The 18,670-nt window shown below is 60.9% G+C and carries 17 protein-coding genes and 1 tRNA gene (1 of these 18 cut by a window edge); 10 read left to right on the forward strand and 8 right to left on the reverse strand.

What is annotated here, in order from left to right; all coding sequences use genetic code 11:
• Positions 1-73 precede the first annotated feature (73 nt).
• Positions 74-718, reverse strand: a complete 645-nt coding sequence (gene leuD / locus AC3WWR_RS11540) for a 3-isopropylmalate dehydratase small subunit (RefSeq protein WP_008056361.1) — start codon at positions 716-718, stop codon at positions 74-76.
• Between the two features lie 11 nt (positions 719-729).
• On the reverse strand, positions 730-2,148 hold the full coding sequence (gene leuC, locus AC3WWR_RS11545; protein ID WP_020795490.1) for a 3-isopropylmalate dehydratase large subunit: 1,419 nt from the start codon (positions 2,146-2,148) through the stop codon (positions 730-732).
• Positions 2,149-2,296: 148 nt separating this feature from the next.
• Between leuC and AC3WWR_RS11550 the strand changes: the two genes are divergently transcribed.
• The 10 genes from AC3WWR_RS11550 to AC3WWR_RS11595 all read left to right on the forward strand — a co-directional run bounded on the left by AC3WWR_RS11550 (position 2,297) and on the right by AC3WWR_RS11595 (position 14,768).
• Positions 2,297-3,187, forward strand: coding sequence for a LysR family transcriptional regulator (locus AC3WWR_RS11550; protein WP_020795491.1), 891 nt, complete (start codon positions 2,297-2,299; stop codon positions 3,185-3,187).
• Positions 3,188-3,252: 65 nt separating this feature from the next.
• A complete protein-coding gene (locus AC3WWR_RS11555; RefSeq protein WP_432668407.1) occupies positions 3,253-6,531 on the forward strand; it encodes a PAS domain S-box protein in 3,279 nt (1,092 codons plus the stop codon).
• 273 nt (positions 6,532-6,804) lie between these two features.
• A complete protein-coding gene (locus AC3WWR_RS11560) occupies positions 6,805-8,298 on the forward strand; it encodes a PAAR domain-containing protein (protein ID WP_492598710.1) in 1,494 nt (497 codons plus the stop codon).
• On the forward strand, positions 8,295-8,912 hold the full coding sequence (locus AC3WWR_RS11565) for a hypothetical protein (protein WP_492598711.1): 618 nt from the start codon (positions 8,295-8,297) through the stop codon (positions 8,910-8,912). The genes AC3WWR_RS11560 and AC3WWR_RS11565 overlap by 4 nt, the downstream gene beginning before the upstream one ends.
• Before the next feature lie 115 nt (positions 8,913-9,027).
• Positions 9,028-9,651 carry a CDP-alcohol phosphatidyltransferase family protein gene (locus tag AC3WWR_RS11570; RefSeq protein WP_033042384.1) on the forward strand — a complete coding sequence of 208 codons (624 nt, stop codon included), beginning with the start codon at positions 9,028-9,030 and terminating at the stop codon, positions 9,649-9,651.
• A gap of 10 nt (positions 9,652-9,661) precedes the next feature.
• Entirely contained in the window at positions 9,662-11,416 is a 1,755-nt protein-coding gene (locus AC3WWR_RS11575) for a bifunctional alpha/beta hydrolase/class I SAM-dependent methyltransferase (protein ID WP_492598712.1), read from the forward strand.
• Complete coding sequence (locus AC3WWR_RS11580; protein ID WP_492598713.1) at positions 11,416-12,759, forward strand: phosphatase PAP2/dual specificity phosphatase family protein; 1,344 nt, start codon at positions 11,416-11,418, stop codon at positions 12,757-12,759. Before AC3WWR_RS11575 ends, AC3WWR_RS11580 begins: the two co-directional genes overlap by 1 nt.
• Positions 12,749-13,204 (forward strand): hypothetical protein, encoded by a 456-nt coding sequence (locus AC3WWR_RS11585; RefSeq protein ID WP_033042383.1) that lies wholly within the window; start codon positions 12,749-12,751, stop codon positions 13,202-13,204. The genes AC3WWR_RS11580 and AC3WWR_RS11585 overlap by 11 nt, the downstream gene beginning before the upstream one ends.
• Before the next feature lie 9 nt (positions 13,205-13,213).
• On the forward strand, positions 13,214-13,834 hold the full coding sequence (locus AC3WWR_RS11590; protein WP_020795500.1) for a lysophospholipid acyltransferase family protein: 621 nt from the start codon (positions 13,214-13,216) through the stop codon (positions 13,832-13,834).
• Between the two features lies 1 nt (position 13,835).
• Positions 13,836-14,768 (forward strand): phosphatidate cytidylyltransferase, encoded by a 933-nt coding sequence (locus AC3WWR_RS11595; RefSeq protein WP_020795501.1) that lies wholly within the window; start codon positions 13,836-13,838, stop codon positions 14,766-14,768.
• 97 nt (positions 14,769-14,865) lie between these two features.
• Here the strand turns inward: AC3WWR_RS11595 and AC3WWR_RS11600 are convergent, their stop codons facing one another.
• From AC3WWR_RS11600 to AC3WWR_RS11625, 6 genes are all read right to left on the reverse strand, one after another.
• Entirely contained in the window at positions 14,866-15,315 is a 450-nt protein-coding gene (locus tag AC3WWR_RS11600) for an Hsp20 family protein (protein ID WP_020795502.1), read from the reverse strand.
• A gap of 131 nt (positions 15,316-15,446) precedes the next feature.
• Positions 15,447-16,406, reverse strand: a complete 960-nt coding sequence (locus tag AC3WWR_RS11605; RefSeq protein ID WP_033041345.1) for a tRNA dihydrouridine synthase — start codon at positions 16,404-16,406, stop codon at positions 15,447-15,449.
• Positions 16,407-16,578: 172 nt separating this feature from the next.
• Complete coding sequence (locus AC3WWR_RS11610) at positions 16,579-17,016, reverse strand: acyl-CoA thioesterase (protein WP_168758626.1); 438 nt, start codon at positions 17,014-17,016, stop codon at positions 16,579-16,581.
• Positions 17,017-17,065: 49 nt separating this feature from the next.
• Complete coding sequence (locus AC3WWR_RS11615; protein ID WP_020795505.1) at positions 17,066-17,899, reverse strand: alpha/beta fold hydrolase; 834 nt, start codon at positions 17,897-17,899, stop codon at positions 17,066-17,068.
• A gap of 29 nt (positions 17,900-17,928) precedes the next feature.
• Positions 17,929-18,468: a TetR/AcrR family transcriptional regulator gene (locus tag AC3WWR_RS11620; protein WP_020795506.1), complete on the reverse strand. Its 540-nt coding sequence runs from the start codon at positions 18,466-18,468 to the stop codon at positions 17,929-17,931.
• 184 nt (positions 18,469-18,652) lie between these two features.
• A tRNA-Glu gene (locus AC3WWR_RS11625) sits at positions 18,653-18,670 on the reverse strand; it runs 158 nt beyond the window's last position.

The raw sequence follows: 18,670 nt of genomic DNA on the forward strand, positions 1-18,670 counted from the left end.
CTCCCACAGTGGAATGCATTTCAAATGTGGGAGCGAGCCTGCTCGCGAAGGCGTCATCACGTCCTACGCAAAATCAAGCGTCGCGAAACAACCACGGCTGGCTCGCCCGGTGCTTGGCCTCGAACGCCGCGATCGCATCACCGTCTTGCAAGGTCAAACCGATATCGTCCAGGCCATTGAGCAGGCAGTGCTTGCGGAACGCGTCGATTTCAAAGCTCAGCACTTTGCCGTCCGGGCGGGTCACAGTCTGGGCCTGCAGGTCGATCTGCAGCTGGTAGCCCGGGTTGGCCTCGACCTGCTGGAACAGCTCGTCGACTTCAGCGTCGCTCAAGATGATCGGCAGCAAGCCGTTCTTGAAGCTGTTGTTGAAGAAAATGTCGGCATAGCTCGGCGCGATGATGCTGCGGAAACCGTACTCTTCCAGCGCCCATGGCGCGTGCTCGCGGCTGGAGCCGCAGCCAAAGTTCTCGCGGGCCAGCAGCACGCTGGCGCCTTGGTAACGCTCGGCGTTGAGGACGAAGTCCTTGTTCAATGGGCGCTTGGAGTTGTCCTGATAGGGCTGACCCACGTCCAGGTAACGCCATTCGTCGAACAGGTTCGGACCGAAACCGGTGCGCTTGATCGACTTCAAGAATTGCTTCGGGATAATCTGGTCGGTGTCGACGTTGGCACGATCCAGAGGCGCGACAAGTCCAGTGTGCTGGGTAAAAGCTTTCATGCTGCGCTCCTTTAGATCAATTCACGGACGTCGACGAAACGACCGTTCACCGCGGCGGCGGCGGCCATGGCCGGGCTCACGAGGTGGGTACGACCACCGGCACCCTGGCGGCCTTCGAAGTTGCGGTTCGACGTGGAAGCGCAATGCTCGCCAGACTCCAAGCGGTCCGGGTTCATCGCCAGGCACATCGAGCAACCCGGCTCGCGCCATTCGAAACCGGCTTCGAGGAAAATCTTGTCCAGGCCTTCCGATTCGGCCTGTGCTTTCACCAGGCCCGAACCCGGCACCACGATGGCCTGCTTGATGGTGGAGGCCACCTTGCGGCCCTTGGCGATCACCGCCGCTGCGCGCAGGTCTTCGATCCGCGAGTTGGTGCAGGAGCCGATGAACACACGGTCCAACTGAATGTCGGTGATCGCCTGATTGGCGGTCAAACCCATGTACTTCAGGGCGCGCTCGATGGAACCGCGCTTGACCAGGTCCATTTCCTTCGCAGGATCCGGAACGTGCTGGTCGACCGCCAGGACCATCTCGGGCGAAGTGCCCCAGCTGACTTGCGGCTTGATCTGGGTCGCGTCGAGTTCGACAACCGTGTCGAACACCGCGTCGGCATCGGATACCAGGTCTTTCCAGGCTTCGACGGCCAAATCCCATTCCGCGCCTTTCGGGGCGAATGGACGGCCCTTCACGTAAGCCACGGTTTTTTCATCGGCGGCTACCAGGCCAACGCGAGCACCGGCCTCGATGGACATGTTGCAGATGGTCATGCGGCCTTCAACGGACAGGTCGCGAATCGCGCTGCCGGCGAATTCGATGGCGTGGCCGTTACCACCGGCGGTACCGATCTTGCCAATCACGGCGAGCACGATGTCCTTGGCAGTCACGCCAAACGGCAATTGGCCTTCGACGCGAACCAGCATGTTCTTCATTTTCTTGGCGACCAGGCACTGGGTGGCGAGCACGTGCTCGACCTCGGAAGTGCCGATACCATGGGCCAGGGCACCGAACGCGCCGTGGGTCGAGGTATGGGAGTCGCCGCAGACCACGGTCATGCCCGGCAAAGTAGCGCCCTGCTCCGGGCCGATGACGTGGACGATGCCTTGGCGGACGTCATTCATCTTGAATTCGACGATGCCGTATTCATCGCAGTTATCGTCGAGGGTCTGGACCTGCAAACGCGAGACCTGGTCGGCAATGGCTGCGATGCCGCCCTTGCGCTCCGGGGTGGTCGGTACGTTGTGGTCCGGGGTCGCGATGTTGGCATCGATGCGCCATGGCTTGCGCCCGGCCAGTCGCAGCCCTTCGAAAGCTTGCGGCGAAGTCACTTCGTGGATGATGTGACGATCGATATAGATCAGCGCCGAGCCATCGTCGCGCTGTTTGACCAAATGCGAATCCCAGAGCTTGTCGTAGAGCGTTTTGCCGGCCATCAGACGGTTTCCTCATCAGCTTGTTTCTATGCCCTGGGTCTTGAGTGGTTCAATAACCCTTTGGCTTGTGAGGCTGATCCTATGGGGTTAGATTAAATAACTCAAATTCATATTTTTTATGCTTTGGATAACCAACTGGAATACAGCAATGGACCTCGCCAATCTCAATGCCTTTATTGCCATCGCCGAGACCGGAAGCTTCTCCGGCGCCGGCGAGCGACTGCATCTGACCCAACCGGCGATCAGCAAGCGCATCGCTGGCCTGGAGCAGCAATTGAAGGTGCGCCTGTTCGATCGGCTGGGCCGCGAAGTCGGCCTGACCGAGGCCGGCCGCGCCCTGCTGCCCCGGGCCTATCAGATCCTGAATGTCCTTGATGATACGCGCCGCGCCCTGACCAACCTCACCGGGGAGGTGACCGGTCGTCTGACCTTGGCCACCAGTCACCATATCGGCCTGCACCGTTTGCCGCCTTTATTGAGAGAGTTCACTCGGCGTTATCCCGAGGTGGCGCTGGATATCCAGTTTCTCGATTCGGAAGTGGCCTACGAAGAAATCCTCCATGGTCGGGCTGAACTGGCGGTCATCACCCTGGCGCCGGAGCCCCATGCCCTGGTCAAGGCCACACCGGTGTGGGACGACCCGCTGGACTTTGTGGTCGCCCCGGAGCATTCGTTGCTCGGCAACGGCAAGGTCAGCCTCGCGGACATCGCCCGACACCCGGCGGTGTTCCCCGGCGGCAACACGTTCACCCATCACATTGTCCAACGCCTGTTCGAGGCCCAAGGCCTGACGCCGAACATCGCCATGAGTACCAATTACCTCGAAACCATCAAGATGATGGTGTCGATCGGCCTGGCCTGGAGTGTCTTGCCACGCACCATGCTCGACGACCAGGTTGCGCGAATACCTTTACCGGGCATACAACTGACTCGCCAGCTAGGCTATATCCTGCACACAGAAAGGACGCTATCGAATGCAGCGCGGGCCTTCATGGCCTTACTGGATGCCCAGATCGATCTGCCAGGGACTCAAGGCTAACTTGTGCTACTCCTATAGAGCCCGAATTTCTGTACCCGAGACCCAATTCAGCTCAAGGCTTGCCAATGCCGAAATCTGTTGACCGTATTCCGCCGATGCCGCGCATCCAGGCGCTTGACCCGAAAAGCTCCGAACAAAGCTGGGAAAGTGCCTCGCAATTGCTGGCCGCGCTCAATGGCGCGCGGCTGGGCGCGTGGTATTGGGATATCGAGCGTGGGCAGATCAGTTGGTCCCGGGGCACGCAGGCGCTGTTTGGCTTCGACCCCCGGCAACCGTTGCCGGCCGACCTGGAATACCTCGACTTGTTGCCTGCCGAAGATCGGGCAAAGACCCTTCGCGCCTTCCATGCCGTGATCGCAGGCGCACCGCTCGAGCAAGCGATGCACCACCGCGTTCGCTGGCCCGACGGCAGCCTGCATTGGCTGGAGATCAGCGGCAGCCTGCTGCCGGACAAGCTCGGCCGTCCCCGAATGATTGGCGTGATCCGCGAAATCACCCACCAGCGTCTGCGCGAACAGGCGCTGAGCAGTTCGGAAAAACGCTTCGCGACGCTGTTTCACTTGTGTCCGAACATGGTCCTGCTGACGCGCCAGGAAGACGGCCTGATCACCGAAGCCAACCAGTATTTCGAAAGCCTGTTCGGCTGGCCGGTGCAGGACGCGATCGGCCGCACCACTATGGAACTGGGCCTCTGGGTGCACCCCGAGCAACGCGCGCAACTGGTCAAGGCGACCAAGGCCAAGGGCGAGCTGACCAATATGGAGGTGCAGTTTCGCGCCAGCAACGGGCAGGTCCACGATGGCATCCTCAGTGCGCAAAAGGTCGAACTCGAAGGCCAGCCCTACCTGCTGAGCACTTTCCTCGACACCACCGAACGCAAAGCGGCCGAACACGCCCTCAAAGACAGCCAGGAGCGCCTCGACCTGGCCCTGGACTCGGCACAACTGGGCACCTGGGACTGGCACATCCCCAGCGGCATGCTGTATGGCTCGGCGCGCGCCGCCCAGTTACACGGCATGGAGCCCATTCCATTCCATGAATCCTTCGACGACTTTTTCGAAGGCGTGCCCGGCGAAGAACGCGACACCATGCGCGATGCCTACCGCAGCCTGCGCGAAGGCCCCGCCGGCAACTATCAGCTGACCTATCGGGTGCAAATGCCGGATGGCAGCTCTCGCTACCTGGAGAGCCGCGCCCGCCTCTACCGCGATGAAAACGGTGTCCCCCTGCGCATGGCCGGCACCTTGCTCGACATCACCGACCAGGTCGAGCGCGAACAGCGCCTGATAGCTTCCGAAGAGAAATTCGCTACCCTGTTCCAGGTCAGCCCGGACCCGATCTGCGTGACGCGCCAGGACACCGGGCAATTCATCGAGATCAACTCCAGCTTCACCCAGACCTTTGGCTGGAGCGCCGCCGACGTGATCGGCCGCAGTGCCGACGAAATCGGCCTGTGGGACGCTTCGGCAAAAAGCCTGCAGCGGATCGAACAGGTGATCCGCGAACAAGGCCTGAACAATGTGGCAATCCTCGTCCAGCACAAGGATGGGCAGTCGCTGACTTGCGTGATTTCCAGCCGTCAGATCAGCGTCAGCGAACAGCCCTGCATCGTCACCACCTTGCGCGACATCACCCAGCAGCAACGCTCGGAAGCGGCGCTCAAGGCCAGCGAAGAGAAGTTCGCCAAGGCCTTCCACTCAAGCCCCGACGCCATCACCATCACCGAACGCGATACCGGACGCTATCTGGAGGTCAACGACGGCTTTTGCCGCCTGACCGGCTACCGCGCCGATGAAGTGATCGGCCGTACCGTGTATCAGGTAGGGATCTGGGCTGAAGAAAAACAACGCTCGGCGTTGCTGGCCGAACTGCAGATCAAGGGCCGGGTACATCACCAGGAAATGCTCGGGCGCAACAAGCGCGGCGAATTGCTGACGGTAGAAGTGTCGGTAGAGCCGATCACCCTCAACGAAACCGCGTGCCTACTATTGACCGCGCGGGACGTCAGCCTGCTGAAAAATGCCGAGGCGCAGATCCGCCACCTGGCCTACCACGACCCGCTGACCAACCTGCCCAACCGCGCACTGCTGATGGATCGCCTGAGCCAGCAGATCGCCCTGCTCAAGCGCCACAACCTGCGCGGCGCCTTGATGTTCCTCGACCTCGACCACTTCAAGCACATCAACGATTCCCTCGGTCATCCGGTGGGCGATACGGTGCTGAAAATCATCACCGCACGCCTGGAAGCCAGCGTGCGCATGGAAGACACCGTCGCGCGCCTGGGCGGCGATGAATTCGTGGTGCTGCTCAGCGGCCTCGAAGGCTCGCGCAACGAGGTCAGCGCTCAGGTCTGCGAACTGGCCGATACCATTCGTGAGCTGCTGTCTGAACCGATGTTCCTCGACGGTCAGCGCCTGCAGGTGACACCGAGTATCGGCATTGCGTTGATTCCCGACCATGGGTCCACGCCGACCGACCTGCTAAAGCGTGCCGATATCGCCCTGTATCGCGCCAAGGATTCAGGACGCAATACCGCGCAGATGTACCACAACACCATGCAGAAAGCGGCGAGCGAGCGCCTGCGCATGGAAACCGACCTGCGCCTGGCGCTTTCGCGCGGCGAGTTTCGCGTGCACTACCAACCCCAGGTGGACGCCCGGGATAACCGCATTGTCGGTGCCGAAGCGCTGGTGCGCTGGAACCATCCGGAGCTCGGCGCGCAGTCGCCCACCGAGTTCATCAAGGTGCTGGAAGACAGCGGGTTGATCCTGGAAGTTGGCACCTGGATCGTCGACGAAGCCTGCCAGGCCTTCAGGCAACTGATCGCCGATGGCCGGGTGGACCCGCTGAAATTCAGCCTATGCGTCAACATCAGCCCGCGCCAGTTCCGCCAGAATGACTTCGTCGAGCGCATCGAAAACAGCCTCGCCACCTACGGCCTGCCCAGTTCGCTGCTGAAACTGGAAATCACCGAAGGCATCGTCATCCAGAACCTGGAAGACACCATCAACAAGATGCTGCGCCTGAAAAAGCTCGGCGTGAGCTTTGCCATGGACGATTTCGGCACCGGTTATTCCTCGCTGACCTACCTCAAGCGCCTGCCGGTCGACACCCTGAAAATCGACCAGTCATTCATTCGCGACGCTACCACCGACCCCAACGACGCCGAGATCATCCGCGCCATCGTCGCCATGGCCCGCAGCCTCGGGCTGAAAATCATCGCCGAAGGGGTGGAGACCTCGGAACAGCTGGAATTCCTGCAGGGGCTGGGCTGCCATCTCTATCAGGGGTACCTGCATAGCCGGCCGCTGCCGGTGGAGGAACTGCAAAAGCTTCTGTTGTAGGAGCGAGCATGCTCCGGGCGGCGTTCCGACGATGGTCGTCAACGATGATGCGGGAAACCTGACACCCCGTGGCGCTCTCAGGTTCATCGCGAGCATGCTCGCTCCTACAAAAATCCCCACCTTCGATTCAATCCCCCTTTCCTACATACATTCCGGAAACGTCTGATTTACGCCTGACAGCTTCGTGTAGAACCCTTGCTCTGCACTTTGCCCTGTCTCCAATCCTTCGGAGGCAGGCGCAATTTGATGGTCAACAGACAAGGAGTTGCAGCTATGGCTAAGGGATATTTCATTCGCAAGGGTGACAAGACCAGCTGTGGTGGCGAGGTGCTGGACGCCGATACCCGCGTCATGATGTTTGGCTTCGCCCATGCTCGCGCAGGGGACCCGGTGTCCTGTAGCAAAAATGATGAAACCTACGAAATCGAGGGTGGCATCGCGTTCTTTGGCAGTCACGGGGGCCTGGTGGCGGGCTCGCTGGACAGCCGCAGCGGCTGTCCCTGCAAGGCCGGGCTTATCCCCTCGTTTACCACCGCCACCTATGAATCCAGACAGGGTGCTGCGCCGCAAGCCTTGAGGAGCGCCCCTCAACAGGAAGCCGCGCCCGTTGCTCCCAACAACCCGGTCGCGCCGCGACAATCCACTTCCACTTCCACTTCCACTTCCGCTTCCACTTCCACTTCAGCGCGGGCGCCCACACCGACGCTCAGCGAACGGCCAAGGACGATTTGTGAAAACCTGTGGCGCGGCTACCAGCAAAGGGTCGAAAACGTCGTGGCACCGGGCGGCAAGCTGATTGCCGACCCGAAGGCGCGCAACAAGGCGATCAATGCCGCTTACGCCCAGCTGTGGCGCCACGATCCGCGATTCCAGTGGGCCGGGTTGGCAGCCTTCGCCTCCAAGCAGGTGGGCTGTGGCTTGCTGCACGCGGCTGACACGATCGAGAAAATTCAGACGGAAGAGGAAACGATACAGCAACTGAGGGACAGTGCCAGACAAGGATTGAGAGGTTTGCTCAGCCCCAGTGAGCGGGAAAAGCGCGCGACCATTCGGGCGTTTGAGCAGCGTCAACGCGAGTACGAAGAGGCCAACCGGGACAACCCGGTGTGGGGCTTCACCCAATGGGGTGCCGACCTTCCCTTGTCATACTCGCAACGGATGTACCGGTTTGTGTACGAGATGCTGGCGATGGGTAATACCACGCTGTTCCTGGATGTGTATCCGTTGCATGTGTTCTACCAGGAGCGGGGATTGGAAGCGCTGAGGGATTGCCTGGAATCACGTAGCAACATTTATGGGAATGGCCAACATCCGGTGCTGTGGCCGGTCGGACAGGAAACGCTGGAATTCGGGATTGACCACAAGGAAATTCTCCTGGCCTTCGAGGCGATTGAGGCCGGTTATATCGCCGAAAGCGTTGAGCATCTAGCCTGGCACGAGCAACGGAATATTCTGCAACCGGCGATGTACAGCGACTGGCGGCTCAACTCACTGTTGCGCAGTAACCATTTTTCCTACGTCATCGGTATCCCGTCCGGCGCCGCCGAAGCCGTCGAGCTGTCCCTCGCCAGTCAGTGCCGCCGCGTGGACGACGGACGCACCATTGGTTTCAGCAACAACCTCAATGCCAACCTGGCCGATATCAATCAGCGTATGCCCTTCGTGCTGAGGGCCGCGAAGCAGTTTGACGATCTGCTGCACAGCGACCAGCGCAAGCTGCTTGAGCATTCGATTCGGGATATTGCCCTGGGTGGTGGCGTGCGATGAGCCTGCCGCAACGTATAGGCTGGCGACGCGGCGTGTTGGCGCTGGCCGTCGCGGCCCTCCTGACGCTTGCGTCGATTGAGGTCCTGTCGGAAGAGCCCGAAATCGCCCTATTGATTGGCGAGCCTTGGGAGGATATGCGCCGTCGATCCAGTGCAACCATTGATCCAGCTATTCCTGGCCATTTTTGGGGTCGTTTGCCTAAGTCGGATGCCCGCCTTCGTTTCATCGATCCTCAATATGGGTTCATAACTCCGCTGGCTCGCTACTTCACGGTTACGTTCAACCGTGACGAGTCAATCAACGGTGTCAATATGTCCCCGCAAATCGAACCCCTGCTACTCGACGATACCCTCAAGGTCGTGCTGGATCTGCAGGAGCAATGGCGCAATGCTGGCTGGACACCCATCCGGGTCAAGGACTTCCCCTCGTTCGCCGACACCCCGCAATGGCGTGCTCAACTGCGTGATGTAAACAAAGGTGGAAAATCCTACTGGCACGCGGGCACCCAGTACCAAGTGATGCTAGTGGTCAATCGCTTCAAGGATTACAGGCACCCCACCGAAGAGCGCTACCTCATCAAGCTGTCACTGGCCACGCCTTGGACGAATCCCTGATTGGCCTTTATCGCGACAAATCACGCTTTCAGCATTCCAGGCACTGTCGCCAAATCCATCCCCGGATGCCATCTACACTCAGTAACCAAACCGCCTCTCCCGAGACCTCACCAACGTGCCCAGCATCTACCAGATCAAACCCGCATTCCAAAATCTCCTGCGCCCCCTGGTCCGGCGCTTGTTCGCCAAGGGCACCACCGCCAACCAGATCACTTTGATCGCCGGCATCGGCTCAATCCTGGTGGGCGTGCTGATCGCCGGTTTCGTGCATCACCCCTGGATATTCGTGCTGGTGCCGATCTGGATGCTGGTGCGCATGGCGCTCAACGCCATCGACGGCATGCTGGCTCGAGAGTTCGGCCAGCAGTCGCACTTGGGGGCCTATCTCAACGAGTTGTGCGATATCACCGCCGACTGCGCCTTGATCCTGCCCTTTGCCCTGCTGCCCGGCGTCAGCCTGTGGCTGGTGCTGCTGGTGACCTTGCTCGCCTTGTTCAGCGAGTACAGCGGCGTGCTGGGGCCGATGGTCGGTGCTTCGCGGCGCTATGACGGGCCCATGGGCAAAAGTGACCGGGCTTTCGTGCTGGGGGTCGTGGCCGCCGGCATCGTACCGGGCTGGATCAGCCCATTCTGGATCAACGCGGTGTTCGCGATCATCGCGATGCTGCTGGCTTATACCTTGGTCAACCGGGTCCGCCAGGGCCTCAGGGAAGCACAAATCGACAGCTCTTCAGCCTAAGGAAATGGCAATGCGCGAAGCACAGGAACAGACCTTCACCACCCACGACGGTGTGCAATTGTTTTACCGCCACTGGCCCGGCACCCCAGAACCGGGAACCCCACGCAAGGCCGTACTGCTGTTCCACCGCGGCCACGAGCATTCCGGGCGTATTGCCCACCTGGTGGATGAACTGGACCTGCCCGGCTTCGATTTTTTCGCCTGGGATGCCCGGGGCCATGGCCTTTCACCAGGCGCTCGGGGCGACAGCCCCAGCTTTGCCACCAGCGTGCGCGACGTGCAGACCTTCTGCGAGCACCTGAGCGCGTCCTACCAGATCCTTGAGGAAAACCTCGCGGTGATCGCCCAGAGCGTCGGCGCAGTGATCGTCGCCACTTGGGCCCACGATTACGCACCGCACATACGGGCGCTGGTGCTGGCGTCTCCGGCGTTCAAGGTCAAGCTCTATGTGCCCTTCGCTCGCCAGGGCTTGGCACTGATGCGCCGGTGGCGCGGTAACTTTTTCGTCAACAGCTACGTCAAGGCGCGCTTTCTCAGCCATGACCCGCAGCGCGTCGCCAGCTACGACAACGACCCGCTGATCACCAAGGCCATTTCAGTGAATGTCCTGCTCGGCCTGTACGAGGCCGCCGATCGCGTGGTGGCCGATGCCCAGGCCATAATGATACCCACTCAGTTGTTGATCTCCGGGACCGACTTCGTCGTGCATCGCCAACCCCAGGAACAGTTTTTCGAGCGCCTGGGCACTCTGCACAAGGAAAAACATGTGCTGCCGGGATTCTTCCACGACACCTTGGGTGAAAAGAACCGTGGACACGCCGTCGCCAGCGCACGACGCTTCATCCTGCAGAACTTCGCGCAACCCATTGAACGCCCTGGCTTGCTGGCCGCCGATCGACTGGGCCTGACTTGCGCCGAATCCGAATCATTGGCCGCGCCGCTGCCGCGCAACTCCCTGCGCGATCTGTATTGGCGCATGACCCGCGCCAGCATGCGCCTGGGCAGCCAATTGTCGTCCGGGATCAAGCTAGGCTTCGACACCGGTTTCGACTCCGGCAGCACACTGGACTACGTCTATCGCAACACCCCCACGGGCACGTCGGCTGTCGGCCGCATGATCGACCGCAACTACCTCGACTCCATCGGCTGGCGCGGCATTCGCCAACGCAAGCTGCACGTCGAAGAACTGCTGCGCCTGGCGATGCAGCAATTACGCGACCAGGGCCGCGAAGTGCGCATCGTCGACATCGCCGCCGGACACGGACGCTACATTCTCGAAGCCTTGCAGGGCGTCAGCCCGCTTCCCGAATCGGTCCTGTTGCGCGACTACAGCGACATCAACGTGCGTGACGGAAGCGCGTTGATCCGCGAAAAAGGCCTGGAAGGGATCGCTCGGTTCGTCAAGGGCGACGCCTTCGACCGTGCCGACCTGGCCGCGCTGGATCCCAAACCTACCCTGGCGGTGGTCTCCGGACTGTACGAGCTGTTCGCCGACAATCAGATGGTCAGTGCTTCCCTGGCGGGCTTGGGGGACGCGGTGGAACCTGGCGGATACCTGGTCTACACCGGCCAACCCTGGCACCCGCAACTGGAACTGATCGCCCGAGCCTTGACCAGCCACCGTGAAGGCCAGGCCTGGGTCATGCGCCGACGCACCCAGGCGGAAATGGACCAACTGGTGGAGGTGGCCGGCTTTCGCAAGGTCGGCATGCGCGTCGACGAATGGGGTATTTTCAGCGTGGCTCTCGCGCAACGGGTGTCTTGATGCTGCGCAGTGCAACGACGGCACGCGAGCCTGGTCTGCTCAAACCTGCGGTGCTCTGGCTGCTGCTCCTGGTGCCGTTGTTCTTCGGCACCTACGGTTTCGCCACCTGGTTCACCACCCAGCGCGACGATGTTGGCAGCCTGGTGTTCGGCTGGGAAAACCACATGCCGTTCTGGGCCTGGAGCATCGTCCCGTACTGGTCTATCGACTTGCTGTACGGGTTGTCCCTGTTGTTGCCCAACAGTCGCGAAGAACTCAAGCGGCACGCCTTGCGCCTGTTGACCGCGCAACTCATTGCGGTCAGTTGCTTTCTGATCTGGCCGTTGCGCTTCACCTTCGCCCGACCGGAACTGGACGGTGTATTTGGTTGGCTGTTCGACGTACTGGCCGGTTTCGACAAGCCGTTCAATCAGGCGCCATCGCTGCACATTGCGCTGTTGGTCATCCTGTGGACCTGCTATCACAAGCACTTGCAGGGCCTGTGGCGCGGATTGATGCATGTCTGGTTTACCCTGATCGGGCTCTCGGTGCTGACCACTTACCAGCACCACTTCATTGATCTGCCAAGCGGAGCGCTGCTGGGCTGGCTGTGTGTCTGGCTATGGCCGCTGGAGGGACCAGGGCCTCTGCACGGTGCCCGGCTGGCGGCCGTAAAAAAACGCTGGAGACTGGCGTTGTATTACCTGTCGGGAGCTGCCGTGTTCGCCGCCCCGGCCTTCTACTTAGGGGGAGCCTGGCTGTGGCTGGCTTGGCCGGCGATGGCCTTGCTGTTGGTATCGCTCAATTACGCCGTACTCGACGCAGGAGGTTTTCAAAAGCGTGCCGATGGACGCCTGTCCCCCGCCGCGCGCTGGTTGCTGACGCCCTACGTGGCTGCCGCCTGGCTCAACTCGCGCCTGTGGACCCGCAACAATCCGCAGCCCGACCAAGTGCTCGATGACGTCTGGCTCGGGCGCATACCGACCCGTCGGGAACTCAAGGGCAGCACCTTTACCGCAGTGTTCGACCTGTGCGCCGAGCTGTCGCTTGATCCGGGGACTGTCGCCTACCGCACACTGCCTGTCCTGGATTTGACCGCCCCCACCACCGCGCAATGCCGGGAAGCCGCACTGGCCATCGAAAGCCTGCGCCAGCACGGACCGCTCCTGGTCTGTTGCGCCTTGGGCTATTCGCGCAGCGCCACGGCCGTAGCCGCCTGGCTGTTGCACACCGGGAGGGCCAGTAGTGTCGCCGAAGCCTTTTTGTTGATCCAGCGCGCGCGCCCGGGAATTGTCCTGGGGTCCTTTCACCGAGAGGCGCTAGAGCCGCTGGCGACCCACATGGAGGCACGCGGTGTCCATTGATATGCAATTACAGGTGACAGCCAGTCTGTTGCGTCGTGGCGACATGCTGGATCGACTGTCCAACGGGCTTACCTTGTTGGGCGCCTTGTTCGGCCTGAGCCAGTCCCTCCTGGACGGCCAGGGGTTCTGGAGCGCGACCTGCAGCGGTGGGCTGCTGTTGCTCGGCCTGGGGCAAAAATACTGGGCGCTGCGGGTGGCATTCGATGCCGATCTGTTCCAACGCCTTGCCGAGCGAGCTGAAAACCTTCCGGAGCACACCCTGTCCCTGGATCAAGCCCTGACAACGCTGAATCTGCAGCCCGCCGAGCATGGCGGGCGCCCCTGGAGCGAACGTATCACCGGCGCCCTGAAGCTGTTGCGCAACCAGGCGCTGCTGGTGGCGGCACAGGTGCTGTTGACCCTGTTTTTCATTCTGGCCGACCCTTGGCTGAACTTTGCCGGATAAGGAGTTCCCATGCTCGAACCCGTGGTTGCCACCCTCATCACCTCGGCCGCGCGCATACTGACCGGCGCGCGCAGCCTGTGGCTCGGCTGCGCACCGGAACCTGTACAGCGTATCTACTTTGCCAACCACAGCAGCCATGGCGATTTCGTCCTGCTGTGGGCCTCGCTGCCGCCGACCCTGCGCACCATCACCCGGCCCGTGGCAGGCTCGGACTACTGGCTGAAAAGCCCGTTGCGGCGCTACATCATCAACCAGGTGTTCAACGGCGTACTGGTTGACCGTGAACGCAAGGAACCCGCCGACAATCCCTTGCAACCGATGCTCGATGCCCTGGAAAACGGCGACTCGCTGATCATTTTTCCCGAAGGCACGCGTAACCCCGATGAGGGTTTATTGCCGTTCAAGAGCGGGCTTTACCACCTGGCAAGGCAATATCCCCAGGCGCAGTTGATCCCGGTGTGGATCGCCAACCTCAACCGCGTCATGCCCAAGGGGCGGGTCCTGCCGCTGCCGCTTTTATGCACCATCAGCTTTGGCGCCGCGTTGACCCTGGACGAAGATGAAAGCAAGACGCACTTTCTCGAACGCAGTCGCGAAGCGCTACTGAGCCTGGCCGGAGAGCATGCCTGACATGGATAGACAGACCTTGATGTTGTTTGGCGCGATTGGCGCGTTTCTATTGCTGGCCTCGGCAATTGGTTTCGTGCTCAAGCGCCGCAGCCACGGCAGCCCCAACCCGGTGATCGACAACCTCAACGCACGGATCAACGCCTGGTGGGTGATGGTACTGGTCATCGGGATCGCCTTTTGGCTCGGCACCACCGCCGTGATCGTGCTGTTCTACACGGTGTCCTTCTACGCCCTGCGCGAATTCATGACGCTCACGCCCACTCGCCGCAGCGACTATCCGGCTTTGGTCGCGGCCTTCTACCTGGCCCTGCCGCTGCAGTACCTGCTGATTTACTACGACTGGTACGGGCTGTTCTCGATCTTCATTCCAGTCTACGTATTCCTGCTGCTGCCGATCCTGGCGTCCCTGGGCGGCGACAGTACGCACTTCCTCGAGCGAGCCTCGAAAGTCCAGTGGGGCCTGATGATTGCGGTGTTCTGCGTATCCCATGTACCCGCCCTGCTGACCCTGGACATCGCCGGTTATGAGGGGCGAAACCTGCTGTTGATCGCCTATCTGGTGATCGTGGTGCAGATGTCGGATGTGCTGCAGTACGTGTGCGGCAAATTGTTCGGCAAACGCAAGATTGCGCCGAACCTGTCGCCGTCCAAGACCGTGGAAGGTTTTGTCGGCGGCATCCTGCTGGCCTCACTGATCGGCTGCGCCTTGTGGTGGATCACGCCGTTCACTGCCTGGCAGTCGCTGCTCATCGCCCTGCTGATCAACCTGCTGGGATTCGCCGGCGGCATCGTGATGTCGGCGATCAAGCGCGACCGTGGCGTGAAGGACTGGGGGCATATGATCGAAGGTCATGGTGGCATGCTCGATCGCCTGGATTCGGTGTGTTTTGCCGCGCCGATTTTCTTTCATCTGGTCCGGTATGGGTGGACCTGATCGCAGGAACCGGCCCCGAAAAAAAAAGACCCCGACAAGTCGGGGTCTTTTGCTTCAGCCGGTCAAGTCGTCCTCAGACAACCCTGCCCGGTCCGACTCAATGCTGCAGAGCCGGTTTTTGTGTCCCGTTGATCGGGATGCGCTTGGCTTTGTCTTCTTCGGGAATCACCCGCAACAGGTCGATACTCAACAAACCGTTGCTCAGGTCGGCGGCCTTGATCTGGATATGGTCCGCCAGGCGGAAGGACAGTTTGAAGGCCCGCTGTGCGATACCCTGGTACAGGTAAGTGACGCCCTCGTTCACTTCACGTTTGCCGCCCCCACTGATGGTCAGCACACCTTTTTCCACTTGCAGCTCCAGGTCTTCTTCCTGGAAGCCGGCGGCCGCTACGACGATGCGGTATTGGTCGTCGCCGTGCTTTTCCACGTTATAAGGTGGGTAGGTGCTGCCTGGCTCGTTGCGCAGGGCGGTTTCGAACAGGTCATTGAAACGGTCGAAGCCAACCGAGGAACGGAACAGTGGTGCCATGGAAAATGCAGTACTCATGATTCAAATCTCCTGAAAACAGATCAGCAAGTTTTTTTGTCTCCGCGACCCGAATTCGGCATCGCGTAATCCTTAGATAGGGACCGCTGTTTGCTTTTCAAGAGATTTTTTTCAGATTTTTTTAACTTTTTTCAGGCCGCTTCAGCCACCTGCAACCCCAACAAACGCGAGACTTGGTCCAGCTCGGTTTCACGGCGCAGGACGCTGAACAACTCGACCGCCTCGGGATAATTGCGGGTCAACATCGCCAGCCACTGCTTCAAGCGGCCCGGCGATTGACGCGCAGTCATCTGCGCCTTGGCTTGCAGCCAGAAATCCTGGATCAACGGCAGCAACTCGGCCCAGGTCATCTCAACGACCTCTTCACCGGCCTTCGCCGCCGCGATTTGCCGGGCCAGATCGGGGCGCGAAACCAGGCCGCGACCGAGCATGATGTCTTCCACGCCGCTGATTTCGCGGCAACGACGCCAGTCTTCGACGCTCCAGATATCACCGTTGGCGAACACCGGCACCTTGACCACGTCCTGTACCCGCGGGATCCACTCCCAGTGGGCAGGTGGCTTGTAGCCGTCAGTCTTGGTCCGGGCGTGGACCACGATATGCTCGGCACCGCCTTCAGCCAGGGCCGTGGCGCACACCAGCGCACCGTCCGGACTATCGAAGCCCAGGCGCATCTTGGCCGTTACCGGAATGTGCGCCGGAACGGCGCGACGGACATGCTCGACGATCTGATTGAGCAGCTCAGGCTCCTTGAGCAGCACAGCGCCGCCCCGGGACTTGTTGACCGTCTTGGCCGGGCAGCCGAAGTTGAGGTCGATCACCTCGGAACCCAGCTCGCACGCCAGCGCGGCGTTTTCCGCCAGGCACACAGGGTCCGAACCCAGCAACTGCACGCGCAGCGGCACGCCAGAAGCAGTCCGGGCGCCGTTCAGCAGTTCCGGGCCGAATTTATGGAAATAAGCAGGCGTGAGCAGTTGATCGTTGACCCGAATGAACTCGGTCACGCACCAATCGATACCGCCCACTCGGGTCAGCACGTCGCGCAGGATATCGTCGACCAACCCCTCCATGGGCGCCAAGGCAATTTGCATGAAAAACACACTCAACGAAGAACGTGCGGCAGTTTACTGGATATCGCGAGAAATCGCAGAACCCTGTAGGAGCGAGCCTGCTCGCGGTGAACCTGAGAGCGCTGCGGGGTGTCAGGTTTCCAGCGTAATCGTTGACGACCATCGCGAGCATGCTCGCTCCTACAGGGGGGGGTCAGACGGGGGCTTGCAGCGCCGGGCCGTAGCCTTCGATGAACTCGGCAGGCATGCGCTTGGGCTTGCCGGTGGACAGCTCGATGCAAACGAACGTGGTTTGCGCGCGCAGCAAGGTCGAATTATCGCTGGGGCGTTTCAATTGGAAATGCCGGGTCATTTTCAGGCGCTGGTCCCAATCGACGATCCAGGTCGCCAGTTGCAGCTCATCGCCTTCATAGGCGGCCGCCAGGTAATCGATTTCGTGGCGCACCACCGCCATTGCTCGGTCCAGCCGACGGTATTCGACCAGATCCAGGCCGAGGCGCTGGGAGTGGCGCCAGGCACAACGTTCGAGCCAGGTCACGTACACCGCGTTATTGGCGTGCCCCAGCCCGTCGATGTCTTCGGCGCCCACTTGCAGATCAATGATAAACGGCGTTGCCCGATCCCAGCCCATGCCCCACTCCCCGGTCAGATTGATTCGACCGGGGCAGTGTAACGGATGCTCAAGCCGATTGGCGCGATTGCAGGCTGCGACCGGCCAGCAGTGATAACACGCCATCAATCACCCGCGGGTCAGCCAGCACCCGCTGATGACCGCCTTCCTGCAAACGCAGCAGACGACTGTCGAACCAGGCTTCGTGGATCAGTTGTGATTCCTTGACCGGGACATGGGTGTCGTCCTCGGCGTGCACGATCAGGCCAGGCATGTCGAGCTGGTAGTGCGCGACATCCAGCATCGCCGCGCGCATGCCGACGTCAGACTCGACCTGGCGGATGAACGCCGAGCGGGCTTTCGGGGGCAACCCCACATAGCGGGCGAAACCGCGCAATACCCCGAGAATCCGCGCCGGGGCGGCAATGCTGACCAGGGTTTCGGTGCGCAGGCCCATTTGCACGGCAAGCATGGCACTGGCGCCGCCCATGGAGTGGCCGATAACTGCTTGCAGCGGCGGCAATTCGGCGGCCGCTTCCAGCAGGGCTCGGGCGAACAGCACGACATTCGCCTCGCGCCCGGGCGAGCGACCGTGCGCCGGGCCGTCCAAAGCGACAACCGAATACCCGGCATCGACCAGCGCCGTGATCAGGCTGGCAAACTGTGTGGGCCGACCTTCCCAGCCGTGCATCAAAAGCACTGCCGGGCCTTGCCCCCAGCGCAACGCTGAAAGGCCGAAACGCAAAGTGATTCGTTCGGATTTGGCCAGCAGCGGCAATTCCCAATCACGCGGTGGAAAATCGCGCGGCGTCATGAATGCCAATCGCATTTTGCTCGCCACCAGCTTCGGGGCGAACCAACCCAAGGTGCCATTAACGCCACGAACCCACTTCAACGTGCTCATCGCATTCTCCCCAGGCCGCAGCCTTCAGGTCAACGCACCGCCGACTTGGCCGCGCGCAGCAAACGATCGGATAAATCACCGGGTCCCAGCGCCCGTGCCAGCGCCAGGCCGCCCACCATCAAGGCCAGATCAGCCAGGGCTTTGTCGGTGTCTTCAGGACTGGCCGCCAATTGCGCGACCATCAGCTCCATGTGTTCATTCAGTGCAATTCGAAACGCCTCGGGCAGGCGTCCGAGCTCACCGATCGAGGCCGGGATCGGGCACGCAGACTCGCTGGAATCGCGGTGTTTGCGTGACAGATAAAACGCTGCAACCAACGCGCGACGCTCTTCACCGGTCAACTCGGCATCCATGTCGGCAATCAGGTCACGGCGGTGACCCAGCAACTGCTTGAACGCTTCCAGCATCATCGCGTCCTTGCTTTCGAAGTGCGCATAAAAGCCGCCGACGGTCAGGCCGGCCGCGCCCATCACTTCGCCAACGCTTGGCTCGGCCGGACCACGCTGGATCAGCGCGGCGCTGGCTGCCTTGAGAATGCGTTCGCGGGTTTGAGCTTTTTTATCGTTCATCGTTGCCTCCGAATATTACGACTAGAATATTATTCTCATAATAATTTTCTGCAAGTCGTGGATGTGACCGCTGGTCTGAAGAACAGTTTGGGAGAAAGAGGGAGATTTGGCCAAACGCCAGACAAACAAAAGGGCCATTCAATAATTGAATGACCCTTATAAAATCCCGCAGAGCGGGTAATCGTGGCGTCCCCTAGGGGAA

Source organism: Pseudomonas sp. EB271-G4-1, assembly GCF_058791355.1.

Coding starts and splice junctions, on each gene's coding strand:
- leuD (WP_008056361.1), bottom strand. CDS start 718: ATGAAAGCTTTTACCCAGCACACTGGACTTGTCGCGCCTCTGGATCGT.
- leuC (WP_020795490.1), bottom strand. CDS start 2,148: ATGGCCGGCAAAACGCTCTACGACAAGCTCTGGGATTCGCATTTGGTC.
- AC3WWR_RS11550 (WP_020795491.1), top strand. CDS start 2,297: ATGGACCTCGCCAATCTCAATGCCTTTATTGCCATCGCCGAGACCGGA.
- AC3WWR_RS11555 (WP_432668407.1), top strand. CDS start 3,253: ATGCCGAAATCTGTTGACCGTATTCCGCCGATGCCGCGCATCCAGGCG.
- AC3WWR_RS11560 (WP_492598710.1), top strand. CDS start 6,805: ATGGCTAAGGGATATTTCATTCGCAAGGGTGACAAGACCAGCTGTGGT.
- AC3WWR_RS11565 (WP_492598711.1), top strand. CDS start 8,295: ATGAGCCTGCCGCAACGTATAGGCTGGCGACGCGGCGTGTTGGCGCTG.
- AC3WWR_RS11575 (WP_492598712.1), top strand. CDS start 9,662: ATGCGCGAAGCACAGGAACAGACCTTCACCACCCACGACGGTGTGCAA.
- AC3WWR_RS11580 (WP_492598713.1), top strand. CDS start 11,416: ATGCTGCGCAGTGCAACGACGGCACGCGAGCCTGGTCTGCTCAAACCT.
- AC3WWR_RS11590 (WP_020795500.1), top strand. CDS start 13,214: ATGCTCGAACCCGTGGTTGCCACCCTCATCACCTCGGCCGCGCGCATA.
- AC3WWR_RS11595 (WP_020795501.1), top strand. CDS start 13,836: ATGGATAGACAGACCTTGATGTTGTTTGGCGCGATTGGCGCGTTTCTA.
- AC3WWR_RS11600 (WP_020795502.1), bottom strand. CDS start 15,315: ATGAGTACTGCATTTTCCATGGCACCACTGTTCCGTTCCTCGGTTGGC.
- AC3WWR_RS11605 (WP_033041345.1), bottom strand. CDS start 16,406: ATGCAAATTGCCTTGGCGCCCATGGAGGGGTTGGTCGACGATATCCTG.
- AC3WWR_RS11610 (WP_168758626.1), bottom strand. CDS start 17,016: ATGGGCTGGGATCGGGCAACGCCGTTTATCATTGATCTGCAAGTGGGC.
- AC3WWR_RS11615 (WP_020795505.1), bottom strand. CDS start 17,899: ATGAGCACGTTGAAGTGGGTTCGTGGCGTTAATGGCACCTTGGGTTGG.
- AC3WWR_RS11620 (WP_020795506.1), bottom strand. CDS start 18,468: ATGAACGATAAAAAAGCTCAAACCCGCGAACGCATTCTCAAGGCAGCC.